23 protein-coding genes are annotated in these 23,476 nt (G+C 50.3%); 20 read left to right on the plus strand and 3 right to left on the minus strand.

What is annotated here, in order from left to right:
* Positions 1 to 83 precede the first annotated feature (83 nt).
* From ACE5KN_RS26045 to ACE5KN_RS26095, 11 genes are all read left to right on the plus strand, one after another.
* Complete coding sequence (locus ACE5KN_RS26045; RefSeq protein WP_375527480.1) at positions 84 to 788, plus strand: FadR/GntR family transcriptional regulator; 705 nt, start codon at positions 84 to 86, stop codon at positions 786 to 788.
* 106 nt (positions 789 to 894) lie between these two features.
* Positions 895 to 2,175: an enolase C-terminal domain-like protein gene (locus tag ACE5KN_RS26050; protein ID WP_375527481.1), complete on the plus strand. Its 1,281-nt coding sequence runs from the start codon at positions 895 to 897 to the stop codon at positions 2,173 to 2,175.
* A gap of 26 nt (positions 2,176 to 2,201) precedes the next feature.
* Positions 2,202 to 3,563 (plus strand): MFS transporter, encoded by a 1,362-nt coding sequence (locus ACE5KN_RS26055; protein ID WP_375527482.1) that lies wholly within the window; start codon positions 2,202 to 2,204, stop codon positions 3,561 to 3,563.
* A gap of 203 nt (positions 3,564 to 3,766) precedes the next feature.
* On the plus strand, positions 3,767 to 4,414 hold the full coding sequence (gene sleB, locus ACE5KN_RS26060) for a spore cortex-lytic enzyme (RefSeq protein WP_375527483.1): 648 nt from the start codon (positions 3,767 to 3,769) through the stop codon (positions 4,412 to 4,414).
* A 166-nt stretch (positions 4,415 to 4,580) separates the two neighbouring features.
* On the plus strand, positions 4,581 to 6,365 hold the full coding sequence (locus ACE5KN_RS26065; protein WP_375527484.1) for a sensor histidine kinase: 1,785 nt from the start codon (positions 4,581 to 4,583) through the stop codon (positions 6,363 to 6,365).
* Positions 6,346 to 7,389, plus strand: a complete 1,044-nt coding sequence (locus tag ACE5KN_RS26070) for a response regulator transcription factor (RefSeq protein ID WP_375527485.1) — start codon at positions 6,346 to 6,348, stop codon at positions 7,387 to 7,389. The genes ACE5KN_RS26065 and ACE5KN_RS26070 overlap by 20 nt, the downstream gene beginning before the upstream one ends.
* 221 nt (positions 7,390 to 7,610) lie before the next feature.
* A complete protein-coding gene (locus ACE5KN_RS26075; RefSeq protein ID WP_375527486.1) occupies positions 7,611 to 9,005 on the plus strand; it encodes an ABC transporter substrate-binding protein in 1,395 nt (464 codons plus the stop codon).
* A gap of 61 nt (positions 9,006 to 9,066) precedes the next feature.
* Complete coding sequence (locus tag ACE5KN_RS26080) at positions 9,067 to 9,951, plus strand: carbohydrate ABC transporter permease (RefSeq protein WP_375527487.1); 885 nt, start codon at positions 9,067 to 9,069, stop codon at positions 9,949 to 9,951.
* Positions 9,948 to 10,772 (plus strand): carbohydrate ABC transporter permease, encoded by an 825-nt coding sequence (locus ACE5KN_RS26085; protein ID WP_375527488.1) that lies wholly within the window; start codon positions 9,948 to 9,950, stop codon positions 10,770 to 10,772. Before ACE5KN_RS26080 ends, ACE5KN_RS26085 begins: the two co-directional genes overlap by 4 nt.
* A 56-nt stretch (positions 10,773 to 10,828) precedes the next feature.
* A complete protein-coding gene (locus ACE5KN_RS26090) occupies positions 10,829 to 11,860 on the plus strand; it encodes a Gfo/Idh/MocA family protein (protein ID WP_375533187.1) in 1,032 nt (343 codons plus the stop codon).
* Positions 11,861 to 12,139: 279 nt separating this feature from the next.
* Complete coding sequence (locus tag ACE5KN_RS26095; protein ID WP_375527490.1) at positions 12,140 to 12,553, plus strand: HDIG domain-containing metalloprotein; 414 nt, start codon at positions 12,140 to 12,142, stop codon at positions 12,551 to 12,553.
* Between the two features lie 133 nt (positions 12,554 to 12,686).
* On the opposite strand, the gene ACE5KN_RS26100 is transcribed toward ACE5KN_RS26095, so the two are convergent.
* Positions 12,687 to 13,241: a GNAT family N-acetyltransferase gene (locus ACE5KN_RS26100; protein ID WP_375527491.1), complete on the minus strand. Its 555-nt coding sequence runs from the start codon at positions 13,239 to 13,241 to the stop codon at positions 12,687 to 12,689.
* 103 nt (positions 13,242 to 13,344) lie between these two features.
* Between ACE5KN_RS26100 and ACE5KN_RS26105 the strand changes: the two genes are divergently transcribed.
* The 6 genes from ACE5KN_RS26105 (at position 13,345) to ACE5KN_RS26130 (ending at position 18,236) form a co-directional block, all read left to right on the plus strand.
* Positions 13,345 to 13,956 carry a YdhK family protein gene (locus ACE5KN_RS26105; protein ID WP_375527492.1) on the plus strand — a complete coding sequence of 204 codons (612 nt, stop codon included), beginning with the start codon at positions 13,345 to 13,347 and terminating at the stop codon, positions 13,954 to 13,956.
* 71 nt (positions 13,957 to 14,027) lie between these two features.
* Positions 14,028 to 14,495 (plus strand): DinB family protein, encoded by a 468-nt coding sequence (locus ACE5KN_RS26110; RefSeq protein ID WP_375527493.1) that lies wholly within the window; start codon positions 14,028 to 14,030, stop codon positions 14,493 to 14,495.
* Between the two features lie 75 nt (positions 14,496 to 14,570).
* A complete protein-coding gene (locus tag ACE5KN_RS26115) occupies positions 14,571 to 15,608 on the plus strand; it encodes an ATP-binding cassette domain-containing protein (protein ID WP_375527494.1) in 1,038 nt (345 codons plus the stop codon).
* 11 nt (positions 15,609 to 15,619) lie between these two features.
* Positions 15,620 to 16,429, plus strand: coding sequence for an ABC transporter permease (locus tag ACE5KN_RS26120; protein ID WP_375527523.1), 810 nt, complete (start codon positions 15,620 to 15,622; stop codon positions 16,427 to 16,429).
* 65 nt (positions 16,430 to 16,494) lie between these two features.
* The gene (locus ACE5KN_RS26125) at positions 16,495 to 17,169 is read left to right on the plus strand and encodes a response regulator transcription factor (protein ID WP_375527495.1); all 675 of its coding nucleotides are present in this window, start codon (positions 16,495 to 16,497) and stop codon (positions 17,167 to 17,169) included.
* Positions 17,166 to 18,236: a sensor histidine kinase gene (locus ACE5KN_RS26130; protein WP_375527496.1), complete on the plus strand. Its 1,071-nt coding sequence runs from the start codon at positions 17,166 to 17,168 to the stop codon at positions 18,234 to 18,236. The genes ACE5KN_RS26125 and ACE5KN_RS26130 overlap by 4 nt, the downstream gene beginning before the upstream one ends.
* Before the next feature lie 84 nt (positions 18,237 to 18,320).
* On the opposite strand, the gene ACE5KN_RS26135 is transcribed toward ACE5KN_RS26130, so the two are convergent.
* Complete coding sequence (locus ACE5KN_RS26135; protein ID WP_375527497.1) at positions 18,321 to 19,493, minus strand: MFS transporter; 1,173 nt, start codon at positions 19,491 to 19,493, stop codon at positions 18,321 to 18,323.
* A 9-nt stretch (positions 19,494 to 19,502) separates the two neighbouring features.
* Positions 19,503 to 19,784, minus strand: a complete 282-nt coding sequence (locus ACE5KN_RS26140) for an Atu4866 domain-containing protein (protein ID WP_375527498.1) — start codon at positions 19,782 to 19,784, stop codon at positions 19,503 to 19,505.
* Between the two features lie 169 nt (positions 19,785 to 19,953).
* On the opposite strand from ACE5KN_RS26140, the gene ACE5KN_RS26145 reads away from it, so the two are divergent.
* The 3 genes from ACE5KN_RS26145 to ilvD all read left to right on the plus strand — a co-directional run bounded on the left by ACE5KN_RS26145 (position 19,954) and on the right by ilvD (position 23,452).
* Entirely contained in the window at positions 19,954 to 20,925 is a 972-nt protein-coding gene (locus tag ACE5KN_RS26145) for an AraC family transcriptional regulator (protein ID WP_375527499.1), read from the plus strand.
* Positions 20,926 to 21,072: 147 nt separating this feature from the next.
* Positions 21,073 to 21,738, plus strand: a complete 666-nt coding sequence (locus ACE5KN_RS26150) for a GntR family transcriptional regulator (RefSeq protein WP_375527500.1) — start codon at positions 21,073 to 21,075, stop codon at positions 21,736 to 21,738.
* Between the two features lie 22 nt (positions 21,739 to 21,760).
* On the plus strand, positions 21,761 to 23,452 hold the full coding sequence (gene ilvD, locus ACE5KN_RS26155) for a dihydroxy-acid dehydratase (protein ID WP_375527501.1): 1,692 nt from the start codon (positions 21,761 to 21,763) through the stop codon (positions 23,450 to 23,452).
* The last annotated feature ends 24 nt before the right edge of the window (positions 23,453 to 23,476 follow it).

Consider the following 23,476-nt stretch of genomic DNA (forward strand, 5'->3'; position numbering starts at 1 on the left):
GCAGGATGATGTCTCGTTTACGAAATCTTCCTGAATGTTGTATAATGACCTCATTTGTATGACATGTTTGGAGAGGATACGTGATGAGCATCAGATCCGTTCGGAAAGATAATATTGTTAACCGTGTGTTTGAGCAAATGAATGAGCTTATCCGCAGCGGCGAGTGGAAGGCAGGCAGCAAAATCCCTTCTGAAAGCAGCTTGTGTGAAATGTTTCAGGTCAGCAGGGTCAGTGTGAGAAGCGCGATCCAGAAGCTCAGGGATATGGGAATCGTCACCACCTATCAGGGCAGAGGTACGTTCGTGTCGGAAATTCCGGGCGAATTCATGCTGCTGGATTCAGGGCCGATCATGCGCATGAGCGAGAAGGAATTCCTCGATATGATGGAGTTCCGCAAGACCCTGGAGTTCAGGAGCATTGAATTGGCCGCGCAGAATGCCGCGGACGAGGACTACGAGCAGCTTGAGCGCATACTGGATGAGATGATCAATAATAGAGGCAATTACAAAAAATACACGGAGGCCGATTTTGAATTTCATCTCGCCATTGCCAAGGCGTCGAAAAATGAAGTCTTTTATAAAGTGACCAAAGGCATCAAAGAGCTCTTTTATTTCTATCTTGAGGAACTGAACCGGGTTTTCGGCATCCCGCTTGAAAGCATAGAAGTGCACATCAACCTGCTGCGAGCGCTGCAAAGAAGAGACAGCGCAGCGGCTCAGGACATTTTACAGGGAGCCATGGAAGAGAACGTTGTTAAAATGAGAGAGCATATCAAGGCAGCAAAATGACGTGCCTGCAGTTCCTGCAACGGACAACGGACTGTAGGGCATTCTTTCCTTATTACATGTAGGACAACTAACATGATATCAATAATACAGCAAGGACGGTGTACGTATGAGCAGTACAGAGGTTGCCAATGTTAAACTTGGTCTGGAGATTACGAATGTCAGAGTCATTCTGACGGCCCCTGGCGGCATTGACCTGGTCGTGGTAAAAATCGAAACCAATCGGGAAGGGCTGTATGGTCTCGGATGCGCTACCTTCACGCAAAGGATTTTTGCAGTGAAATCGGCGGTCGAAGATTATTTGGCGCCTTTCCTGATCAGCAAGGATCCCTCCCGGATCGAAGACATTTGGCAGAGCGCAAGTGTAAGCGGTTACTGGAGGAACGGGCCGATCATGAACAATGCTTTATCGGGCGTGGATATGGCGCTGTGGGATCTCAAGGGGAAAATAGCGGATTTGCCTGTATATGAGCTGCTCGGCGGCAAATGCCGTGAAGGAGTCGCTTTGTACCGTCATGTGGACGGCAGCACCGAAGTTGAAGTGGAAGAGAATGCACGGAAAGCGATGGAGGAAGGCTACCAGTATCTGCGTGTTCAGATGGGCATGTACGGCGGCAGCGGCACGGAGGATACCCGCCTGATCGCCAGTGTTATTTCCCGTGCGACGAATATTGTGACAAAACGTTCGCCGGAGAATACGCTGCCGGGGGTCTATTATGACCCGGAAGCTTACGCCAAGAGCATCGAGCATTTGTTCAGGCATCTGCGTTCCACCCTTGGTTATAATGTGGAGCTGATTCATGACATTCATGAGAGGGTCGCACCGATCGAAGCCGTTCGTATGGCGAAGAAGCTTGAACCGTATCACCTGTTCTATCTGGAAGACCCGGTATCCCCGGAGAATCTCGATTGGCTGGGCATGATCCGGCAGCAGACCAGCACGCCGATCGCGATGGGTGAGCTCTTCACCAATGTGAATGAATGGAAACCGCTGATTGCCAACAGGCAAATTGATTTTATCCGCGCTCATGTCAGCGCCATTGGCGGGATTACGCCGGCCAAGAAGCTGGCGACGTTTGGCGAGTTTTATGGAGTACGGACAGCATGGCACGGGCCTGGGGATATCTCGCCGGTAGGCGTGGCAGCCAACCTGCATCTGTCCATCAGTTCCCCCAACTTCGGCGTACAGGAATGGACGCCGTTGAACGAGCAGCTGGAGGCTGTATTTCCGGGCAGTCCCAAGGCCAGAGACGGTTATGCTTATGTGAATGACCGCCCGGGCCTCGGCGTTGATCTTATTGAAGAGGAAGCTGCCAAGTACCCGTGCCAGGGCACGATTCCAACATGGACGCTGGCACGCATGCCTGACGGCACTTCCGCAAAACCATGATCTAAGAACAGGGGGATATGCAGGCTATGAAAAATAAACCGACCAAACAGCGCTTTTTTGTTCTGTTCCTTCTCTTTATAGCGGTGGCGATTAACTACATGGACCGGGCGAATCTGTCGGTGGCAGGCTCGACGATCCAGAATGAGCTGGGACTGAGCGCGACACAGCTTGGCTTCCTGTTCTCCGCTTTCACCTGGGCGTATGCCGCCGCCCAGGTTCCTGTGGGCTGGCTGCTGGACCGGATCGGTCCTCGAATGCTGTACGGCTGGGCCATCATTTTATGGAGTGTCTTCACTTTTATCATGGCGTTCAGCTCGCATAATGTGTTTGCCAGCACGGGCGCTTCGTTTGCCATGCTGGTCATTTGCCGGATGCTGATTGGATTGACGGAAGCTCCAGCCTATCCGAGCAACACAAAAATTGTAACCTCCTGGTTCCCCAATCATGAGCGGGCCAGAGCAACCAGTATCTATTCCTCTGCCCAGTATATCGGGCTTGCCGTATTCACCCCGGCTTTGGCCATCATCATTGCAAAGTTTAATTGGGAGGCTGTGTTTTACGCAACCGGCTTCGCCGGCATTGTATTCGGCATATTGTGGATTATCCTGTACAGAGATCCCCAGGAAAGCAAGCGCGCGAACGTGGAAGAGCTTGATTATATCCGCAAGAACGGCGGTTTCGAGGCTAACACTCCGGCCAAGAAACAGAAGGTTTCCCTGAGCGAGGTACTGTACGTCATCAAACAGCGCAGAGTCTGGGGCATATTTATCGCCCAGTTTGCCGCTTCCTCTACACTGTATTTCTTTCTGACCTGGTTCATGGTTTACCTGGAGAAAGGTCTGCATCTGCCCATCAGCAAAGCCGGTTATGCTGCTATTCTGCCTTATATGATGGCGATGGCGGGGGTTCTGTTCGGAGGATTTCTCAGCGACTATTTATTGAAAAAAGGAAAATCCACCATATTCGCAAGGAAGCTGCCCATGGTATCGGGCATGATTCTGACAGGCATACTGGCTTTTGCCAACTTTTTCGAGGACCAGCCGTATATTGCCGTTACCATCCTTTCCTTTGCATTCTTCGCCAATGCGTATTCCAATATGGGATGGGTGTGCCTGGGGGATGTGCTTCCGAAAAAAATGGTGGGCACTGTCGGCGGTGTGCTGAATCTGTGCGGCAACCTTTCGGGCATCATCAGCCCCATCGTCATTGGTTCATTGGTACAAAATACCGGCGGTTACCATGGCGCCATGTATTATACGGCTGCGGTCGCCGTCATCGGCGGCATTGCCTTCCTGTTGATTGTGGATAAATTGGAGCCGATCAAGCTGAAGACTGAAGAAGAGATGGCCCCGTCTGATTCAACACAGAATAATCTTCATCTCTATTGAAAGCGATTGCAAATTAAAATGGCAGTCACCGCATATAAGTCAAAAAGTCGAGAACAGGGGAACTTGCCCCTGTTCTTGTTTTTTTGCCAAATCACCAAAGGAGATTGGCGTGAAATTTGGGGCCAACAGCTATTATCATTTCCAGTTAATAACGGTTGCTCTTACATCGTATGGAATTTATAATGCGACGAAAGGAGGGAGTTATGCTTTTCTTTAAAAAATCATTGTTGTTTTTGGTCATCGTATGTGCGCTGGGCTTCTCATTGATCCCAGGAACAGCCGGAGCTGCTCCGGTGCTGAAAACCGGCAGTGCGAACGGGGATGTCTGGGATCTGCAGTACCGCTTGAAGACACTTGGTTACTATACTCAGGATTTGGATGGCAGCTACGGCAGCAGCACGCAAAATGCTGTCCGCAAATTTCAACAGGATTATGGCATCACCCCTGATGGAGTTGCAGGCGATCAGACCTGGAAGCAGTTAAAAAGAAATAGCCTGAATATGAATGAAATGGACATTTTGGCGAAAGTTATATACAGTGAAGCACGCGGTGAACCGTATGAAGGACAGGTTGCCGTCGGTGCGGTGGTCATGAACCGTATTCAATCCCCGCAGTTCCCGGACACGATAGAGGGAGTTGTATTCCAGCCCGGCGCCTTTACGGCGGTGGCTGACGGGCAATACTGGCTCGTTCCGAACCGTACCGCCTATTTGGCGGCATTGGACGCGGTGCGCGGCTGGGACCCGAGCAGAGGCTCCCTGTATTATTTCAATCCGGACACAGCCACAAGCGCATGGATCTGGACCCGTCCGCAAAATTTGAAAATCGGCAGACATATTTTTGCTGATTGAGCAGCAAAACATAGCAGGGTACCTGCAGGCCGTCATGGTTAGGGTACCCTGCTTTGTTATTTTCCAATTTGGAGCTGAACGATCCTCATCAGAAAAATCTTTTCCCAAACAATCCGCTTGATTATAATTGATATAATTTTCGTAAAGCGGAAAGGGAGCAGGGGAAATGAAGCAATCTATTCTGAAGCTGGTGATGGACCGGACATTTTTCACCAAAATCTTTATATCGATCTCCAGCGTTTCGTTTATTGGTGTCTTTGCCTTGGCCATTGTATACCAGCACAATTTCCAGGAAGTGTTGACGAACAATGAAATGAACCGGGTTAAGCGTTCAATTGATCAGGCAGCGCTTAATCTGGATAACCAGCTTTACCGGATTGTGAGCAATGTTCACTATTTTTTTGAATATTCCGGCAACGGCAACCAATTCATGCAGCTTCCCGCCGATCTTTCCACCGTAGCTGGCGAACAAGCCGATGCATGGGCCAAGTCGACGCTGATGGCCTTCCGGATGCAGTATTCAAGCGAGATCGATTCCGTATTTTTTCTGCTTCGCGACCAGGACAGCGGCCAGGAGAATTTATTCTTTGATTCCGAGCTCGATCCTGTCCCTGATACGGATTATCAGAGCCAAAGCTGGTATAGAAGCTTTAGGGCGGGAACGAGCAACTTCTGGTCTCAGCCCACCGAGGAGCTTCTTTTTTATCAGGACCGTTCATTCCGCACAATTTACTTGACCCTTCCACGCTATAATGTGAACGGCCGCGACGGAGTTCTCGTGGTGCGTCTGAATGGGAATGTGTTCAGAGACGCCTTTCGGCTGCTGATCACCCCGGATTTAAACTTAAGTCTTCGCAACAGCACTGGCCAGGTGGTATATTCATCTCTTGCAGGCTCCTCGAAGTCCCAGGCACAATTTATAACGATGGATGCTGATTTGAGAAACAGCGGTTTTACCGTACAAGCCTACATCAAGAGGGACTCGATTCTGGAGGCTGTGAAGCAAACTCAAAATTTTCAGCCCTTCATTATCATACTTATTCTTTTGATTACCTTGTTTTTTTCCATGATCCTGTCCTTATCGCTTGTCCGCCCCATCAAGAGCTTGCTGCATTTGATGAAAAAAGCGGAGAAGGGGGATTTAAGCGTACGCTTTGCCAGCAAATTTACAGATGAAATAGGAGTACTGGGAAACGGCTTTGACCTGATGCTGCAGAATCTGAATGCTTCCATCCATAAAGTCCATCAGGCCGAGCTTGATAAATTAAATGCGGAAATGAAGCAGAAGGATGCCGTGATGGCGGCGATGCAGAGCCAGATTAATCCTCATTTCCTGTACAATACACTGGAAGTGATCAACTGTCAGGCTATCCTCTATGATGTGCCGAGTGTCAGCAAAATGAGCAAGGCGCTTGCCGATTTTTTTCGTTATTCGGTGGATCAGCCTTTGGCGGAGGTCAAATTGTCGGTGGAGCTGGCGCATATTCAAACCTATCTGGAACTGCAAAATGAGCGTTACCCGGATGTCGAGATTGATGTTGAGGGCTTGAAAGAATTTGCGGAATACCCGATTCTGAAGCTGACACTGCAGCCGATTGCAGAAAATGCCTTCAAGTATGCTTTTACCGGAAAACGTGATTATTATTTGGCGCTTTACGGAAAGCATCTTGACGATACGGATTATGTCATCTGTATCGAGGATAACGGAGAGGGAATGGACGAGGATTTACTGCAATGCCTGAATGAAGCGTTGAAAGGGAGTGTCAGATGGGACAGCACAGCTGCGCATGGCTGGAGCGGCGGCATCGGACTCCTTAATGTCCACAGCAGAATCCGGCACAAGTATGGAGAGGGTTACGGTCTGAGGATACAGGAATCCGTATCCGGAGGTGTGGCCGTTGAAATCAGATTGCCGAAAATGGGGGGCAGCGATGTATATACTCATAGTTGATGATGAACTGGTTATCAGAAAAGGAATCAGAAAGCTGCTGGAAAGCAGCCCGGTTGCTTCATTTCAGGTACTGGAAGCGGAGAATGGGGAGGAAGCTCTTGCCGTCATTTCACATTACAAGCCGGATGTGGTGATCACAGATATTCAGATGAACGTCATGGACGGGTTATCGCTTATTGAGAATATCCGCTCTACCCACAACGAGACCGGGATCATTGTGCTGACAGGACATGCCGATTTCAATTATGTGCAAACCGCGCTCCGCCACCAGGTGCAGGACTACCTGCTCAAGCCCATTACCCAGGACAATTTAAACGAGGTATTATTCAAAACCCTCCTGAAAGATCCCGGCAGATGGACGGCGAAGCTGGATGATCTGACGATCCGGCTGATGACCGAAGCGACGCAGTCCCTGGCCAAAGCGGTTTTGGGAGAAAACAAGAAAGAGACAAGCTCTGTGCTTGCGGAGTGGTTCGCATACTGTACAGAAAGAAGATATTCTCTGCTGGAGCTTAAAAGGGTCATGGCCCACTTTGATTTACTGTTCCGTTCCGAGCTGTATATGATTCTGAAGGAATTAACGCAAGAGCAGGGCGCCGAAAACAAGCGAAACAGCCATTCATTTGACCAGATTCAAAAGGACTGGGAAGAGCATGTGGAGCAGTGGATCCATCATATATCCATGAAGCGTACTCCAAGAAATAAGCGGATCGTAGACGAAGCTCTTTTGCTGATTGAGCGAAGCTACTCTGACAAGGAGCTTAATTTGCAGGCTATCGCCAATCATACGGGGGTAAGCCGTGCTTATATGAGTAAAATGTTCCGTGACGTCATGATGCAGCCGATCACCCAATATCTGAATGATTTTCGCCTGGAGAAGGCCAAGGAGAGACTGATCAGCCATCCGGACGAAAAGATTGTGGCCGTTGCGGAGCAATGCGGATTCAGCGACTACCCTTATTTTTCAAGGGTATTCAAAAAAAGGTTTGGAGTTTCCCCGAATGAGCTCAGAGAGAAAATTTAACAGGAGCAGTTATGTGTTATAAACCTTGACATCAGGGTTTATTTTTTTCGCGTTCCAGCTCATATTAGTTTTTTTAGGACAACTTTTTATGTCAGCAAACATTGCTGAAAGCCTTTTCAAAAATCATAATTAAGCATGTAATTCAAATTTAATGTTATATTTCTTGGCTCGGTTGTTGGGAGAAGAGCTCATCCAAAAAGAAGACAGGGGGAAAGGTTCACATGAAACGTTCATGGCTAAAAATGGCGGTTATTCCTCTATTGGCAGTGTCGGTGCTTGGCTGCTCTGTTGGCGGCAAAACGTCGAACTCATCCGCAAACGAGGAAAATAAGACCGTCGCGCCCGCAAACGCTGCTGCAACGGCCACTATTCAAGATTGGGGGAAATGGGTCAAGGATCATTATGGCGGAACCGAGCTTAACCTGGCCTTTGCCAGTCATCCTTCCACAGACGCTTTCCAGAAAATGACCGCCGATTTCGAAACGCTGACAGGAATTAAAGTGAAATGGGAGGTCATGGAGGAAAGCTATCTCAAGAACAAGCAGCTTCTGGATTTTACAGGCCGTACCGGAACGTATGATGTACTGATGGTTGACGGCTTCTGGATGAGTGAGTATGGAGCCAAGAAGGTCGTTGAACCTCTGGACAGCTACATTCAGGACAAATCAAAAACTCCGGAATGGTTTGATTACGAAGATATTGTCCCCGCTTACCGCAATGGCATCAGCAAGTATGACGGCGACGTTTATGGCATCCCTACCGCCGGGGAGACGAGGTTTATCGCTTATCGCAAGGATTTATTTGAGAAATACGGCAAGCAGCCTCCAAAGACTATGGATGAATTTCTGGAGCTCGCACGCTTTTTTAACGGGAAGGAAGACGGGCTTTACGGTGTGTCCATGCGAGCCCAAAGAGGCATCCATGCAGCATCTGGCCTGATGAGCATTATGTACAACTTCGGCGGCGGTTTTATTGATCAGAAGACTGGCGCTGCCACCATGACGGACCCCAAAACAATCCAGGCGATGCAGTTCTATGTCGACCTGCTGAAGAATGCGCCGGAGGATGTCACCTCCTATACCCATGAGGAAGCCTTGTCGGCCTTTACGAGCGGCAAAACCGCCATGTGGCTGGATGCAACCGCATTGGCGAGCCGTATTCTGGATCCCGCCAACTCCCAGGTAGCAGACAAGGTCGGCTTTGTTCCTACTCCTGAGGGACCTGCGGGGAGAGCCAGCGCTCTGGCCGGCTGGAATATGTCCATCTCGTCGCTCTCCAAGAAAAAGGAGGCGGCATGGGCCTTTATCGTTTATATGAACAGCAAAGAGCAAGCCAGGAAATATGTTGAAAATGGCGGGATTCCGGTACGGACCTCCACTTATCAGGATTCGGAGCTGGCGGCCAAAGACATCTCCTACCCTGTGCAGCTGCAGGCGCTGGATGATGCCAACGTCCTGGTGGAAAAGGGAATCTCATGGATACCGCCCACTCCGAAGCTGGGGCAAATTTTAGACAGGGTCGGATTTTATGTAAGCTCAGCCATGTCCGGAGTATTGAGCGTACAGGATGCAGCCGCCAAAGCGCAGGCAGAGGTGCAAGAGATTACGGGTGAGTAAGCAGCGGGGAGTCTCTCGGTCGCTTGGGGAGACTTCCTGCCAAGGGAAAGGAGAGTTGCTGTTGCTCCGCGCATATTTTCGCAAAAGGCCACATGTGCCTTATATTATGCCGGCCATGCTCATTCTCGGCATATTAACTATCGTTCCTACTGTTTTTTTATATGGACTCAGCTTCACCAACTATGAATTGGGTTATCCGGACTTCAAGTTTGTAGGCCTTGATAACTTTGTGCGGCTGTTCTCCGGCCAGGATGCCGAGTTCTGGTATTCCATGAGGATCAGCATCATCTTTATGCTTATCGTGACTATAGCAGAATTAGTGCTCGGCTTTGGACTTGCCGTACTGCTGGACCGGGAGTTCAGTTTCAAATCTGTAGTATTTGCATGCCTGATTGTTCCGATCGCGATGACCCCCAGCATTACAGGACAAATATGGAAACTGATGCTGAATGCTGAAAACGGTGTGGTCAATTATTTGCTGCAGTTTATCGGGTTAAAAGTGGTTTGGCTGTCAGCGGATTACGCCTATCTTTCCACTATTTTGGTGGATATTTGGCAGAATACCCCCTTTGTCGCGCTTATTATTTATGCCGGGATGCGTTCACTGCCCACGGAGCCGTATGAAGCGGCCGCCATTGACGGTGCAAAGAGGATTCAAATCTTCCGGTATATCACGCTGCCGCTGCTTACGCCGGTGATTCTGCTTGCCGTCGTATTCCGTGCAATCGATTCTTTAAAAACCTTCGATATCCCATATTCCCTCACGCAAGGGGGACCAGGGAGTGCGACTGAATTTTTAAGCCTGCACATCTACCGGCTCGGCTTTGCGCAGACAGGTTGGATTGGAAAATCCGCCGCCGTTTCCGTTGTGCTTCTGATCCTTATTACTGCAATCAGCTGGGTGTTGATTCGCGCTTACCGGAAAGGAGTTGAGAACAGAGGATGAATTCAGCCGGCAGCAAAAGACTCGGCATTGGAAGCGGACTTGCCCTGCTTCTCATCTGTCTGTTATGTATCTTTCCTTTATTCTGGATGATCCTGGTCAGCCTGAAATCGAAAATGCTGACCTATGATCCCAGTGTATGGTGGTTTACTCCTACTTTTGAAAATTACAGGGCTATCCTGGAAAACAGGAACGCGGTGAGCTATTTAAAGAACAGTACCATCATCGTGTTGATGACCACCATTATATCTATTTTTATCGGTGGGATGGCCGCCTACGGTTTTGCCCGCTTTGAATTTAAGAAGAAAGAGAACCGGGCTTTCTGGGTGCTGAGCCTGCGCATGCTCCCGCCTATGGCGTCAGTGATTCCGCTATTTGTTATGGCGAGCATCATTCAAGTGCTGGATACGCATCTGGTGCTCATTGTCTCTTACATGCTGTTCAACATACCGTTCACGATCTGGATGATGAGGAGCTTTTTCGAGGAAATTCCCGTGGCGCTAGAAGAGGCCGCCTTTGTCGACGGTGCATCCAGATTCCGCGTATTTATACAGATCATTCTGCCGTTAGCTCTGCCCGGTCTGATTGCAACCGCGATTTTCTGTATTATCAACTCATGGAATGAGTTTGTATTTGCTCTCTTTTTGACAAGCGCCAATGCCAGCACGCTGCCAACAACGGTCACTTTGTTTCTTTCCGTATCGGGAGTGGCCTGGGGAGAAATGTCCTCCATTGGTGTCATTACGATTCTGCCGATGCTTCTATTCGCCATGATTGTGCAAAAATACATGATTCGCGGGCTCAGCTTCGGTGGAGTAAAATAGTCGCTTCATAAAAAGCTTGGTTTAATCACATAAAAGAAGAAAGGCGTTGAGATATAATGTCTACTATAAAGATGGGAATTGTAGGCGCAGGAACATGGGGAGAAACTCATGCTTTTATTTATCATGATCATCCGAATGCGGAATTCAGTGCCATCTGTGATTTGAATTTCGAACGTGCCAAGGCCCTGGCTTTGAAATTTAATCTGCCCGAATCCGCTGTATATACAGATCATGCAGAGATGCTGGCCAAAGCGGATATTGACGCTGTTGCCATTGTGACGCCGGATTTTGCCCATACGAAAATAGCGGTTGACTGCGCCAATGCGGGCAAGCATTTTATCATTGAGAAGCCTTTGACGACCAGCAGGGAAGAGGCCGACCGGATTGTCGAAGCTGTACAGAAAAATAACGTCAGAATGATGGTGGACTTACACAGCCGTTGGAGTCCCTTATTCGCGATCCCGAAGCAATCCATTGAGGATGGAGATATCGGAGAGCCTTATAGCGCGTATTATCGTCTTAATGATATCAAGTGGGTGGCGACCGACCTGCTGCCTTGGGCGGCCAAATCTTCGATCCTTTGGTTTCTGGGATATCATAGTGTCGATATTCTGCGCTGGCTGTTTGATGATGAGGTTGAGCGTGTGTATTCCGTATCCCGTGCGGGGGTATTGAAGGAAGCCGGCGTGGACACAACGGATGTGTACCAGACCATCCTGGAATTCCGCAAGGGCGGAATCGCTACCATGGAGAACGGATGGATTACGCCGAACACGAATCCTAATGTGAATGACATGAAGCTGAACATAACAGGCACAAAAGGCATGTTCAATATTGATCCTACACACAGCCAGATGATGGAACGGTTTACAGAGCAGAAGGCAGACCGCCCGGATCTGCTGGTACGCCATTTTATTCACGGCAAGCCCAAAGGTTTTGCATATGAAAGCATTCGTCACTTTGTGGACCAGCTGATTACGGGAGAGCCTTTCCTTGTAAGCGTTGAGGATGCGTACAACACGACCATGGTGATTTTGGCCATTATGGAATCGGCTGCTTCAAGACAACCTGTCATGGTAAGATACTAATATTTTCTACTCAAGCTGGGGTGTTCCTGTTCCGTTTCATGGATTGGGGGCACCCTTTTTGGCGTCAATATCGTTACCTGTATAACCTGGCGCTCTGGCAACCCTTCGTCGGGCATAATGTCAAATCGTACCTGTATGCACGGTAGTTCTTAGGAGTATCGAAGGGAATGTATCTACATCGCTAATATATAGGGAGGAAAGCAGTGATCGATAGCGAAGTTGTAGTTGAAGGATGGTTAATTGGAATGTATCAAAAATTCCGGCAAAGGGGATAGAAGCATGAATTCAGTTCTGGAGCCATACGTTAAGGATTTAAAAATAACCGGGGATCTGGAAGCTGACATCAAGTCATTCTTCCTATCACACGGTGATCCCGAAACCTTGGATCATACCCTCAAGGTTGCGAATGAAGCGGAACAGGTTGCTAAGATGTACAATGTAGACCCGGAGAAGGCCAAACAAGCCGGTCTATTGCATGATATCAGCAATGTGGTTCCTGTAAGAGAGATGATGCGTGTTGCTGAGGAGCTATCCGGTGGCCGTCAGGACATGTTTGATTCTAACGGTTGCGGGCGATGCTATTTGGATAAAAATGCGGGGTTTCAAGATGTAACGGTTGCCGGTGAGCTTATTCCCCTTTTTTTGCAGGTAAAGGGGCTGTTCCGCCAAAATAGGCTCTCGTACAACCGTTAAAAAAGAAACCTCTTTCTTTTCGTCCAAATAAGCGCTGAGACAACCGTTAAGCAAAGCAATGTATCAGATAAATCGTCATTCGAGGCAAACCCATGGGTCAAGCATCGATTTCTAGATTGAGACGATTCTGTTTTTATTTCAATAAACGGGCCATCAGCATGACATCGTAATATATGTCCTGATTTACTTTGATCGCTTTGGTTTTACGGCCTTCCTCCACAAATCCAAGGCTTTTATATAACCGGATCGCAGGGTAATTTTCAGTGACGACTTCCAGGGCGACTTTTTCAATTAAGGGACTACGCTCGGCCCACTCCAGCAGACTGGAAAGCAGCGCTTTTCCGATCCCCTGATTCCTGTATTTCTGTCCAACGTTCATAGCGAGGGTACCCTGATGTTTATTGCGGATTTTATGGCCATTGTGAAAATCCAGAAAACCGATCACTTCCGCTTGAGCTTCGGCAATCAGGGCCAGCTTGCCCGGATCAAGCAGAATTTGTTCCAAATACTCCTTCTCCTGCTCATTTGTCATGTTGAACTCTTCCGCGGTGGTTAATAGATACGGAGCTTCCCCGAAAATTTCTTTATTATAATTGAGCACCTTCTCAGCATCCTCTGGCAGCGCGCTGCGGACTGTAAAAGCTTCTCCGTTCTTCATCGTAAATGATTTCTCCTCAATTTGCCCCATAAAGTGCCCCCCTAATAAAATTTCGTATCTTCACAAATTCTTCACAGGTATTGGTTAAAATTTAATCAAACGACAACAAACCTTAAACAAGGAGAGATATTGAATGTACTTGAATAAGAAAAATTATATTACCATCCTGCTTGCTGCGGCAATGCTTGGATTAAGCGCATGCGGGAACAGTGCGGGAGACAATGCCTCGGGCAGCAACGCAGCAAATACGAATACATCTTCCCAGCAGGAAAAAACGAATCCATCCGGCATGAAAATGGATCACTCCGAAATGAACCACTCCGGCAGCGGCGAGGTTCCGGCAGGACTCAAAGACGCACAAAATCCGAAATTTCCAGTAGGAAGCCAGGCTGTGATTCATGCGGACCATATGCCGGGTATGAACGGTGCGGAAGCCACTATCGTGGGGGCATATGATACAATAGCTTATACTGTCTCTTATACGCCAACCACAGGCTGGGAGAGAGTCACCGATCATAAATGGATCATTCATGAAGAGATTGAGAATGCTCAAGCCAAAGCTTATGAGCCGGGTGCGGAAATTACCATTACGGCCGATCATATGCAAGGCATGAAGGGTGCAACCGCCACCATCGAATCCGCCGAGCCCACGACGGTATACATGGTGGATTATGTTTCAACGACCGATGGACAAAAAGTAACCAATCACCAATGGGTGACGGAAAGCGAGCTTTCAGCCAAATAAATGCATGGAACGCGGCAGGATACCATCGTACATCTGGCGAATTTTCACGGTAAGCTAGGAGGTATGCCTGAATGGAAAAACTAATTGAAGAGTACTGCCGCGGATATGAAATGCTGCGTGAAGCTATTGACGGATTGTCCGAGGAGGAGCTTCGCTTTAAGCCTGCTCCAGACAAGTGGAGCATCCATGAAATTATCATTCACGTAACGGATGCTGAAATGGTTGCGACACAGAGACTGAAGAAGGTTCTGGCCGAGGACGAGCCGCTGCTCATGTCATTTGACCAGGATGCCTGGGCGAACAGCCTGCTGTACGAGCAGATGGACCGTGAGTGCCAGCTGAGCTTGTTCCGGCTGCTTCGCTCCAGCATGCAGCCTGTTCTGGCTCAACTGACCCCCGAGCAAAGTGAGCGGGTGGGGATATATGCAGATGCGGGCCGTTTTACGTTCAAGCAATTGCTGGAATTCCGTGTTGACCATATCCGCGGCCACCTCACACAGATTGAACGGGCAAGAGAGGCTTATCGGCAAAGCCGATAGGCCTTTTCTGCGTTTATTCATGTTCAGTTCATAATTGTCAGTTACCCTCTCTATATAAATCGTTGTAGGGAGGAAATGAGAGTGGATTATACAGACAGAACAAAGACCCGGACAGACCACGAAGAATGGGCAATTGAAGCACATGGAATTGTCAAAACATTTGGCGATAAGCGTGCGGTGGATGGGGTCGATTTGAACGTGCGTACGGGTACGATTTATGGTGTGCTTGGCCCTAACGGAGCAGGCAAAACGACCACCATCCGCATGCTGTCAACGTTACTGCGGCCTGATGGGGGAACGGCGCGTATATTCGGGCATGATGTAGCAAAAGAGCCGCAGACGGTGCGCCAATTGATCGGGGTGACTGGACAGTACGCGTCGGTTGACGAGTCGCTCAGCGCTACCGAAAATCTGATTATCTTTTCGCGGCTGCTTGGACTGGGTCGTGCCGAGGCCCGGCGGAAGGCAGCGGAGCTGCTGGAGGAATTCGGTTTGACCGAAGCGGCCAAACGGCCCTTGAAGCATTTCTCCGGCGGCATGCGCCGCCGGCTTGATCTGGCCGCCAGTCTCATTGCACAGCCGCCGCTCATTTTCCTGGATGAGCCGACGACAGGACTGGATCCGCGCACACGGGCACAGATGTGGGACACCATCCGGCGTCTGGTCAAAACAGGGACTACCGTGCTGCTCACAACCCAGTACCTTGATGAGGCGGATCAGCTGGCAGACCGCATTGCGGTTATTGATCATGGCCGGGTGGTGGCCGAAGGCACGGTTGATGAGCTAAAATCGGCAGTGGGTGCATCCACTTTGCAGCTTAGAGTACAAAATCAGCAGGACACGGAAAAGGCTGTACGCATCGTGGAACAGGTGCTTTCGGTCAAGTCCAACGTGTCGGCCGAGGCAGGAAAGATCATTTCTCCGATGGCCAATGCCGACCGGGTGGCGGACCTGCTTATCGAGCTGCGTACGGCAGGGATTGACCTGGCAGAGATGAGTGTGCAGAAGCCTACGCTCGATGAGGTGTTTCTGTCCATCACGGGCCAGGGCGTCAAGGGCAAGGAGCAGCAGACGTCCCAAGAGCTGCATGATGCGGTGGGGGTGAGAGCATGAATAATTCATCCATGATGACAGGTTCAGGGCGTGCTTTGATCAATGGGAGAAAGTCGGCAAGCTTCAGCCAGGCGTTCCGCAATTCCTTGACGCTGGCTTACCGTGGAATTCTGAAGCTTCGCCACACGCCAGAGCAATTATTTGATGTTACGCTTCAGCCGATTATTTTCACCCTGATGTTTACCTATATTTTCGGCGGCGCCATCTCAGGAGATGTATTGAGTTATTTGCCGGTTATTATTCCCGGTGTTCTCGTACAGACCGTGATCTCGACTTCCGTCGTAACGGGCGTGCAGCTGCGTGAGGATATGGACAAGGGTGTGTTTGACCGTTTCAAGTCGCTGCCGATCGCGCGCATTGCCCCTTTGGCCGGAGCTCTGCTGGCTGACAGCGTCCGCTATACCATAGCGACTGTACTTACCTTTGCGATGGGGTATATTATGGGATATCGGCCAGAGGGAGGGCTGGGCAGTGTCGTCATTGCGGCGATTCTGGTCATCGCATGCGCCTGGGCCATCAGCTGGATTTTCGCCTTTTTTGGTGTGATTGCACGCACGGCTTCAAGTGTATCGGGCATATCGATGATCGTTCTTTTCCCGCTCACCTTTGCCTCCAACGCTTTTGTGCCTGTGGACACGATGCCTGGCTGGCTGCAGTGGTTTGTGAACATCAACCCGATATCGCATTTGGTCAACGCCGTCCGGCAATTGACGAATACGGGAACGATTGGCGGGGACCTGGCCATTTCCCTGCTTGGTGCCGCAGTCATTGTGGCAGTCTTCGCACCGCTTACGGTGCGTGCTTATATGCGTAAAGCATAGGATTTTGACTGTCCTGGATTGGTGGCAAAGGAATCATTGACAGGGCAGCTTGGAGGGGGATTGGAATGACACGGATATTGGTCGTCGATGATGATCCGCACATTCGTGAATTGGTCGGACATTTTTTGAGACTGGAAGGCCTCGATGTATCGGAGGCCGTGGACGGTTTGGATGCGCTGCGCATCCTTGACGAAATCAAGGTCGATCTGGTTGTGCTTGATATTATGATGCCGGGCATGGACGGCTGGGAGCTGTGTCGCGAGCTGCGTGAGCAGACCGATCTGCCGCTGCTAATGCTTACAGCCAAGGGCGAGACGTCACAGATCGTGAAAGGTTTTGAGCTCGGGACGGACGACTATCTTGTCAAGCCGTTTGATCCTTTGGTGCTCGTCGCCCGCGTGAAGGCTTTATTGAAACGTTATCGTATTATGGCTTCCAAATCGGTGACGATCGGAGACCTCGTGCTGCGCAGTGATACCTTTGAGTGCCAGACTGGCGAGCAGTTGATTACGCTGCCGCGCAAGGAATTCGAGCTGCTCTTCAAGCTGGCCAGCTATCCTGGCAAGACCTTTACCCGCGAGCAGCTGATCGAGCTGATCTGGGGTTATGATTATGAAGGCGACGAAAGAACAGTCGATGTGCATATCAAGCGCCTCCGGGAACGGTTCCCGGAGGCAAATCACTCCTTCCGGATCAGCACCATCCGGGGATTGGGTTACCGGCTGGAGGTGCGGCAATGAAACGGGAACCGGGGTTCCCTCATGTCATCTCGCGCGTCGTAATGCTGTTAGCCGTGTTATATATTAGCTGGGGCGCCGCATTCTATATTACAAAGGCGGTTTATGCGCGAATAGCGTGGGCTCCCCATGAGCTGATCGATTTTTTTATCAATACAACGCTCGGTTTTGTTTTCTTCTTTCTCATTGGCATGATAGCAAGACGGATATTCGGGGATAGAAATCAACATGTTTTTATGGAAATGATCGATGCGTTAAAACGCATTTCGCAGGGCGACTTCCACGTGAATCTGGACTGGGGCTTTGGCGACAGGAATGAAAGACAGGGAAGACCGCACCCTTATGCCCAACTGGCGAACAGCATTAATGATATGGCGGCAAATCTGAAAGCCATGGAAGAGCTGCGGGAGGAATTCATTTCTAACGTATCCCATGAAATCGGCTCGCCGCTGACCTCGATTATCGGATTCGCCAGGGCGCTCAAGGACGAGCATCTGGATCGTGAGCAGCGGGACCGGTATTTGACGATCATCGAGACGGAGTGTATACGTTTGTCCAGGCTAAGCGAGAATCTGATGAAGCTGGCGGTACTGGATTCGGAGCGGCATCCGTTCCATCCGTCTCCTTATCGGCTGGATAAGCAGCTCATCTCCCTTATTCTTGCCTGCGAGCCACAGTGGGAGGCCAAAAATATCGAGATGACCGTGGAGGCGGATGAGCTCAAGGTCAACGCGGACGAGGATTTGATGAGCCAGGTGTGGGTGAATCTGCTCCACAATGCCATTAAATTTACACCAGAGGGGGGAAGTATCTCGGTTTCTCTTTCGCATCATGGCGAGGAGGCCGTTGTTCGCATCTCCGATACGGGGCCGGGCATCGATGAGCAGGATCAGCAGCGCATTTTCGAACGCTTTTATAAAGCGGACAAATCACGGACACGAACGGCGGGAGGCAGCGGTCTGGGACTCTCCATTGCACATAAAATTATCGAAATGCACCGGGGAACGATTTCAGTGCATAGCAGACCGGGAGAAGGAGCGGCATTTACAGTACAGCTGCCGTTGCATTGAACCGGAATAGCCGAAAAGGCAGCAGCGACCACTGACTAAACCGTAGTCAGCAGATCGCTGCTGCCTTTGAAATGTTCACAAACATTATTTTAAATGGCCTGCCTCTACAGCATCGTTTTTTTCCTTTCTTGTCATTGAGTAGAGGGCGGAGAGGATAGATAAGAGGATAATCACCCCGCCTGCTGCAGGATTGACGGAAATGCCGTATTGGCTCACTATGAGACCGCCCACTATCGAGCCAAGCGCGACTCCAATGTGAAGCGACGAAGTATTAAAGCCGAGCTGAATATCCGCTGATTCGGGAGCCGTCTCGATAAGATAGCTTTGAATGGCCGGGCTTGGCGCCATATTGAAGGTACACCAGACAGCGACCACCAGCAATAAGCTGAGCATGTTGGAGGCGGCGTAAGGCAGCAGCAGAATCGCTGCGGCATGCAGCACGAGCGTAAGGATGATCGTCCTCCGCGGCCCCAGCCTGTCGGCGGACCAGCCGCCAATCCAGCCTCCGGCAATGCCAGCCAGGCCGTAAACCAGGAGCACCAGACTGATGAGCGGCGCGGACAAGCCCATGGTTTTTTGCAAATAAGGGGTAATATACGCATAAATCGTAAATTGACCTGTCATCTGCAATATGGAAATCAAATGGGCCGAGAGAATCTTGGAGCTCTTCAACGTGCCAAGCTGTGTCCGCAGGGAAACGGACGGTTGCGGCGGTGCTTTAGGCAGAAAGCGCTGAACGCATAAAGCCACAATCAATGTAAGCATGGCGATTAAGACAAATGTCATTCTCCAGCCCCAACGGTCGCCAATCCATGTACCCAAGGGCACGCCAAGCATCAGAGCCGCGCTCAAGCCCATAAAAATAATGCCGATTGCGCGGCCTTTTAATGCCGGAGACACGATGCTGGCCGCCAATGTTATGGACAGAATGATGATAACGGAACAGCTTGCGGCAAGCACCACTCTTGAAATCAAGAGAATGGTAAAATTCGGACTGACAATGGACAGGATATTCCCCGCAAAAAACACCCACATCGCAATCATGAGCAGCCTGCGCCGCTCTATATTGGCCGTCAGGGCAATAATTACAGGCGAGCCAAAGGCGAATACAAGAGAATATACGGTAACGAGCTGTCCCGCGGCCGCAACGGAAACCTGCAGGTCCTGCGCAATCATTTCGATAATGCCGGCAATCACCAGCTCGACCGTGCCGACGACAAAGGCCGCAATTGTTAAAATCCAAACTCTTCTATCCATAATCTCTCCTCAGTCCACCTTTCTTTCCCGATACAAAATCATACCTGCATGATAGAGAATTCCGTCCCGAAACTCTCCGTCAGCGGTAAAGCCTGTATCATCCACATAATCGATATGGTTGCCCGTGATGGTATAACTGCCTGTGTAAGCACTTCTTCGGTTGCCGCGCGCTTCATCATATCGTCCGTTTGGCAAAAGCTTATGACGGATATATCCGTCCGCGGTTACCCACATCCCTGCATACGGGTTGTTGTTTTCGGAATTCATATGGTTATCAGCGTTGATCTTCATAAGTCGTCTTCTCCTTTGTAATATGTTGTCATTTACAGCCGCTAAGGATATTATGAAGCACTTGAAAAATGGACAGATAGAAGATTCATCGCAAAAGATTGCTCATTCCTCTCAAACAGCTAAACGAAACAGAAGGAAAAGGTTATAATAACTGCAGTAGTGTTCTGAGATGGAAGGTGGGGAAATCGTGCCGGAAACAACAAACCTTGTACAAAAACAGAAGGAGCTCGCGGAGCTTATTGACCGGTTCTCATCCGGGGAAGGGGCTCACGCAACGGACATACCATCCTTATTCTGCTTACGCAGTTCGAAGGTTACTGAGCCGATCTACAGAGTACATGAACCTGCTTTATGCATCGTTGCCCAAGGGAAAAAAGAGGTCATGCTGGCAGAGGAGAGATATCAGTATGGACCCGCGGATTATCTTGTGGTGTCCGTCGATTTGCCGGTATCGGGGCAGATTATTGAAGCTTCAGCCGAGGTGCCGTACTTGTGCTTCAGGCTTGATTTTAAGCCTGGTCAAATTGTAGAGCTTCTGGATGAGTCCGAGCTTCGAGCGGTTCAACCAGGGGAATCCGAGCGAGGGCTGTTTATCAGCCAAACAAGCACTTCCCTTCTGGATGCCGCTATTAGGCTGATTCGGTTATTGGAGACACCTGAGGATATAAACGCTTTGGCACCCATGTACACTCGGGAAATCTTGTACAGGATTTTAAAAGGACAGCAGGGGGAAATGCTGAAGCAGATTGCGGTAGAGGGGAGCGGCGCATACCGGATCAAGGACGTTATCAAGCAAATCAAGGAGAATTATGCCCAGCCGCTGCGGATCGAGGAGCTGGCCGAGCTGGCGAATATGAGTCCTTCCTCCTTGCACAGACATTTTAAAGAAGTCACGGCGATGAGCCCTCTGCAGTATCAGAAAAGAATCAGGCTGCAGGAGGCGCGGCGCATGCTGTTAGCTGAAACAGCCGATGCGGCGGAAGCCGCTTTTCAGGTAGGCTACGACAGTCCGTCCCATTTCAGCCGCGAATACGCAAAAATGTTCGGCCTGCCGCCGATCGCCGATATGAAGCGCCTGCGCGATTCTGTGGCTGGCTATACTGGCAGGGAGATGCTTGAATCCGCGACTTCGATGATCTGATCATAGTAACATTAGGCAGCAGCCCATATTTTTATGAGGCTGCTTTTTCGTTTGAACTTAAGGCGTTACTGATCAAGGTAATCCTTGCAAATAATATATGTATGCGATATATTGCATATATAAAACTTGAAACTGAGGATGATCTTTATGCCTGTACCTAAAAATTTTGTCTCACCCTTACGGATGTCTGCGAAGGAGAGGGCCTTCTCCCAAATTCAACGCTGGATTATCGACGGCACCCTGCAGCCGGGCGAAAAGCTCCTGGATGCCGAACTGGCGGAGACGCTCGGCGTTAGTCGTACCCCGATCCGGGAGGCGTTTCAGCTGTTGGAGGTGCAGGGACTTGTCTCGACTCATCCAGGCAAAGAGACCAGAGTTACGATGGTTGAGAAGGATGATATCTTCAAGCTGTATTCGACGATGGCAGCGCTTCACGCGCTGGCGGCTGAAGTGGCGGCCAGGATTATTTTGCCCGAGCAGATTGAACAGCTGAAAGCGATCAATCTGGAGTTTGCCCAAGCGGTCCAAAGCGGCCAGGCCTACCAGGCCATGGAGGCGGATGAGCACTTTCATAACCTGATCGTGGAGCTGGCGGACAATCCGTATCTCGCTTCCTTCAGTTCTTCGCTGCAAATCCATATCCGGCGCTTTAAATACGTGTTCCTGAAGCAGCCGGTCAGCGGGACACAGGCTTCGGTCGATGAGCATGACTTGATTATTGAAGCTTTTGAGCGGAAAGACAGTGAACAGGCGCAGGTCATGATGAAGCAGAACCTGATCCGTCCGATGCAGGAGCTGCATGACTTACTTTAAAACAGAGAGGAGCATGACAAGGATGGCGGAAAGCAAAGATTTGCGCATCAACAGCAAGGTTATAAGTGAGGGGGTTAATCGGGTACCGAACAGGGCGATGCTGCGGGCCGTCGGTTTCACCGATGAGGATTTCAAGAAGCCGATGATTGGGGTAGCCAGCACATGGAGCGAGGTTACTCCGTGCAATATGCACATCAATGACTTGGCCGTGCAGGCCAAGCTCGGAGTGCGGGAGAATGGCGGTGCGCCGCTGATTTTTAATACGATTACGGTATCGGACGGCATTTCAATGGGGCACGAGGGCATGCTGTTTTCGCTGCCAAGCCGTGAAGCCATTGCGGATTCGATTGAGATTGTGGCGGGAGCGGAGCGTTTTGACGGAGTCGTTGCGATAGGCGGCTGCGACAAGAATACGCCTGCCTGTCTGATGGCTATCGGTCGGATGAACATTCCCGCCGTCTATGTATACGGAGGCACGATTCAGCCAGGGAATCTTGACGGCAAGAACGTAGACATCGTTACCGCTTTCGAGGCGGTCGGCAAGTATCATGACGGGAAAATGACGGATGAGCAGATCCACAAGATTGAATGCAGCGCCTGTCCGGGACCGGGCTCCTGCGGCGGCATGTACACGGCGAATACGATGGCCGCGGCCGCGGAAGCGATGGGGATGAGCCTGCCTGGTTCTTCCTCGACACCGGCGATTTCCTCCAACAAAGCAGCGGAATGTGCTGAAGCGGGCAAGCGGGTCATCTCATTGCTTGAGCAGGGCATCTATCCAAGAGACATCATGACGAAGAAAGCATTTGAGAATGCGATTACGGTTGTGATGGCTTTGGGGGGATCGACAAATGCGTTCCTGCATCTATTAGCGATTGCTCATTCGGTTGGTGTCGATTTAACGCTGGATGATTTCGAGCGGATTCGCCTGCTTGTCCCCCATCTGGCCGACTTGAAGCCCAGCGGTCAGCATGCCATGCAGGACTTGAACGAAATCGGAGGTGTTCCCGGCGTCATGAAGCTGCTGCTCGCTGAGGGTCTTCTGCACGGCGACTGTCTTACGGTAACCGGTAAATCCCTGGCGGAGAACCTGGCCGAGGCAGCTCCGCTGCGGGATGGGCAGGAGATCATCCGCCCGCTGAATAAGCCTTTGAAGCCGAATGGGCCATTGGTTGTGCTTAGAGGCAATCTTGCACCCGAAGGAGCTGTCGCCAAAATGTCCGGCATGAAGAAGCTGCGCTTTGTCGGACCGGCTAAGGTATATGACAGCGAGGAAGCGGCCACTGAAGCCATTTTAAAAGATGAAATTCAAAAAGGAGATGTACTGGTCATCCGTTACTGCGGTCCAAAGGGGGGACCGGGAATGCCGGAAATGCTGTCGGTTACGGCGCTGATTGTGGGGAAAGGTCTTGGAGGCGAAGTCGCGCTCATGACGGACGGCAGATTTTCGGGCGGGTCGCACGGATTCGTCGTGGGTCACGTATCGCCTGAAGCCCAGGTAGGCGGACCGATCGCCCATTTGAAAAACGGAGATATCGTCACGATCGACAGCGAGACACAGCATATTTCTTTTGATGTGACGGAAGCGGAGCTGGCTGCCAGAGCAAAGGCATGGGTGCAGCCACCGCTCAAAGTGTCTTCAGGTGTGCTTGCCAAATACGCCCGGTTAGTGTCATCGGCGTCCAAGGGCGCTGTTACAGACAGTTTTGAATAGATCTATTCAGCCGAACAGCGGCCG

It is taken from the genome of Paenibacillus terreus, from assembly GCF_042138595.1.
GTDB classification, from domain to species: domain Bacteria; phylum Bacillota; class Bacilli; order Paenibacillales; family Paenibacillaceae; genus Paenibacillus; species Paenibacillus terreus.

Bases quoted from the DNA above. Each gene is read 5' to 3' on its own strand.
- ACE5KN_RS26095 (WP_375527490.1), top strand. From the start codon at position 12,140: ATGAATTCAGTTCTGGAGCCATACGTTAAGGATTTAAAAATAACCGGG.
- ACE5KN_RS26105 (WP_375527492.1), top strand. From the start codon at position 13,345: ATGTACTTGAATAAGAAAAATTATATTACCATCCTGCTTGCTGCGGCA.
- ilvD (WP_375527501.1), top strand. From the start codon at position 21,761: ATGGCGGAAAGCAAAGATTTGCGCATCAACAGCAAGGTTATAAGTGAG.
- ACE5KN_RS26045 (WP_375527480.1), top strand. From the start codon at position 84: ATGAGCATCAGATCCGTTCGGAAAGATAATATTGTTAACCGTGTGTTT.
- ACE5KN_RS26140 (WP_375527498.1), bottom strand. From the start codon at position 19,784: ATGAAGATCAACGCTGATAACCATATGAATTCCGAAAACAACAACCCG.
- ACE5KN_RS26135 (WP_375527497.1), bottom strand. From the start codon at position 19,493: ATGGATAGAAGAGTTTGGATTTTAACAATTGCGGCCTTTGTCGTCGGC.
- ACE5KN_RS26075 (WP_375527486.1), top strand. From the start codon at position 7,611: ATGAAACGTTCATGGCTAAAAATGGCGGTTATTCCTCTATTGGCAGTG.
- ACE5KN_RS26125 (WP_375527495.1), top strand. From the start codon at position 16,495: ATGACACGGATATTGGTCGTCGATGATGATCCGCACATTCGTGAATTG.
- ACE5KN_RS26130 (WP_375527496.1), top strand. From the start codon at position 17,166: ATGAAACGGGAACCGGGGTTCCCTCATGTCATCTCGCGCGTCGTAATG.
- ACE5KN_RS26090 (WP_375533187.1), top strand. From the start codon at position 10,829: ATGTCTACTATAAAGATGGGAATTGTAGGCGCAGGAACATGGGGAGAA.
- ACE5KN_RS26115 (WP_375527494.1), top strand. From the start codon at position 14,571: ATGAGAGTGGATTATACAGACAGAACAAAGACCCGGACAGACCACGAA.
- ACE5KN_RS26110 (WP_375527493.1), top strand. From the start codon at position 14,028: ATGGAAAAACTAATTGAAGAGTACTGCCGCGGATATGAAATGCTGCGT.
- ACE5KN_RS26145 (WP_375527499.1), top strand. From the start codon at position 19,954: ATGGAAGGTGGGGAAATCGTGCCGGAAACAACAAACCTTGTACAAAAA.
- ACE5KN_RS26070 (WP_375527485.1), top strand. From the start codon at position 6,346: ATGTATATACTCATAGTTGATGATGAACTGGTTATCAGAAAAGGAATC.
- ACE5KN_RS26065 (WP_375527484.1), top strand. From the start codon at position 4,581: ATGAAGCAATCTATTCTGAAGCTGGTGATGGACCGGACATTTTTCACC.
- ACE5KN_RS26150 (WP_375527500.1), top strand. From the start codon at position 21,073: ATGCCTGTACCTAAAAATTTTGTCTCACCCTTACGGATGTCTGCGAAG.
- sleB (WP_375527483.1), top strand. From the start codon at position 3,767: ATGCTTTTCTTTAAAAAATCATTGTTGTTTTTGGTCATCGTATGTGCG.
- ACE5KN_RS26050 (WP_375527481.1), top strand. From the start codon at position 895: ATGAGCAGTACAGAGGTTGCCAATGTTAAACTTGGTCTGGAGATTACG.
- ACE5KN_RS26120 (WP_375527523.1), top strand. From the start codon at position 15,620: ATGATGACAGGTTCAGGGCGTGCTTTGATCAATGGGAGAAAGTCGGCA.
- ACE5KN_RS26085 (WP_375527488.1), top strand. From the start codon at position 9,948: ATGAATTCAGCCGGCAGCAAAAGACTCGGCATTGGAAGCGGACTTGCC.
- ACE5KN_RS26055 (WP_375527482.1), top strand. From the start codon at position 2,202: ATGAAAAATAAACCGACCAAACAGCGCTTTTTTGTTCTGTTCCTTCTC.
- ACE5KN_RS26100 (WP_375527491.1), bottom strand. From the start codon at position 13,241: ATGGGGCAAATTGAGGAGAAATCATTTACGATGAAGAACGGAGAAGCT.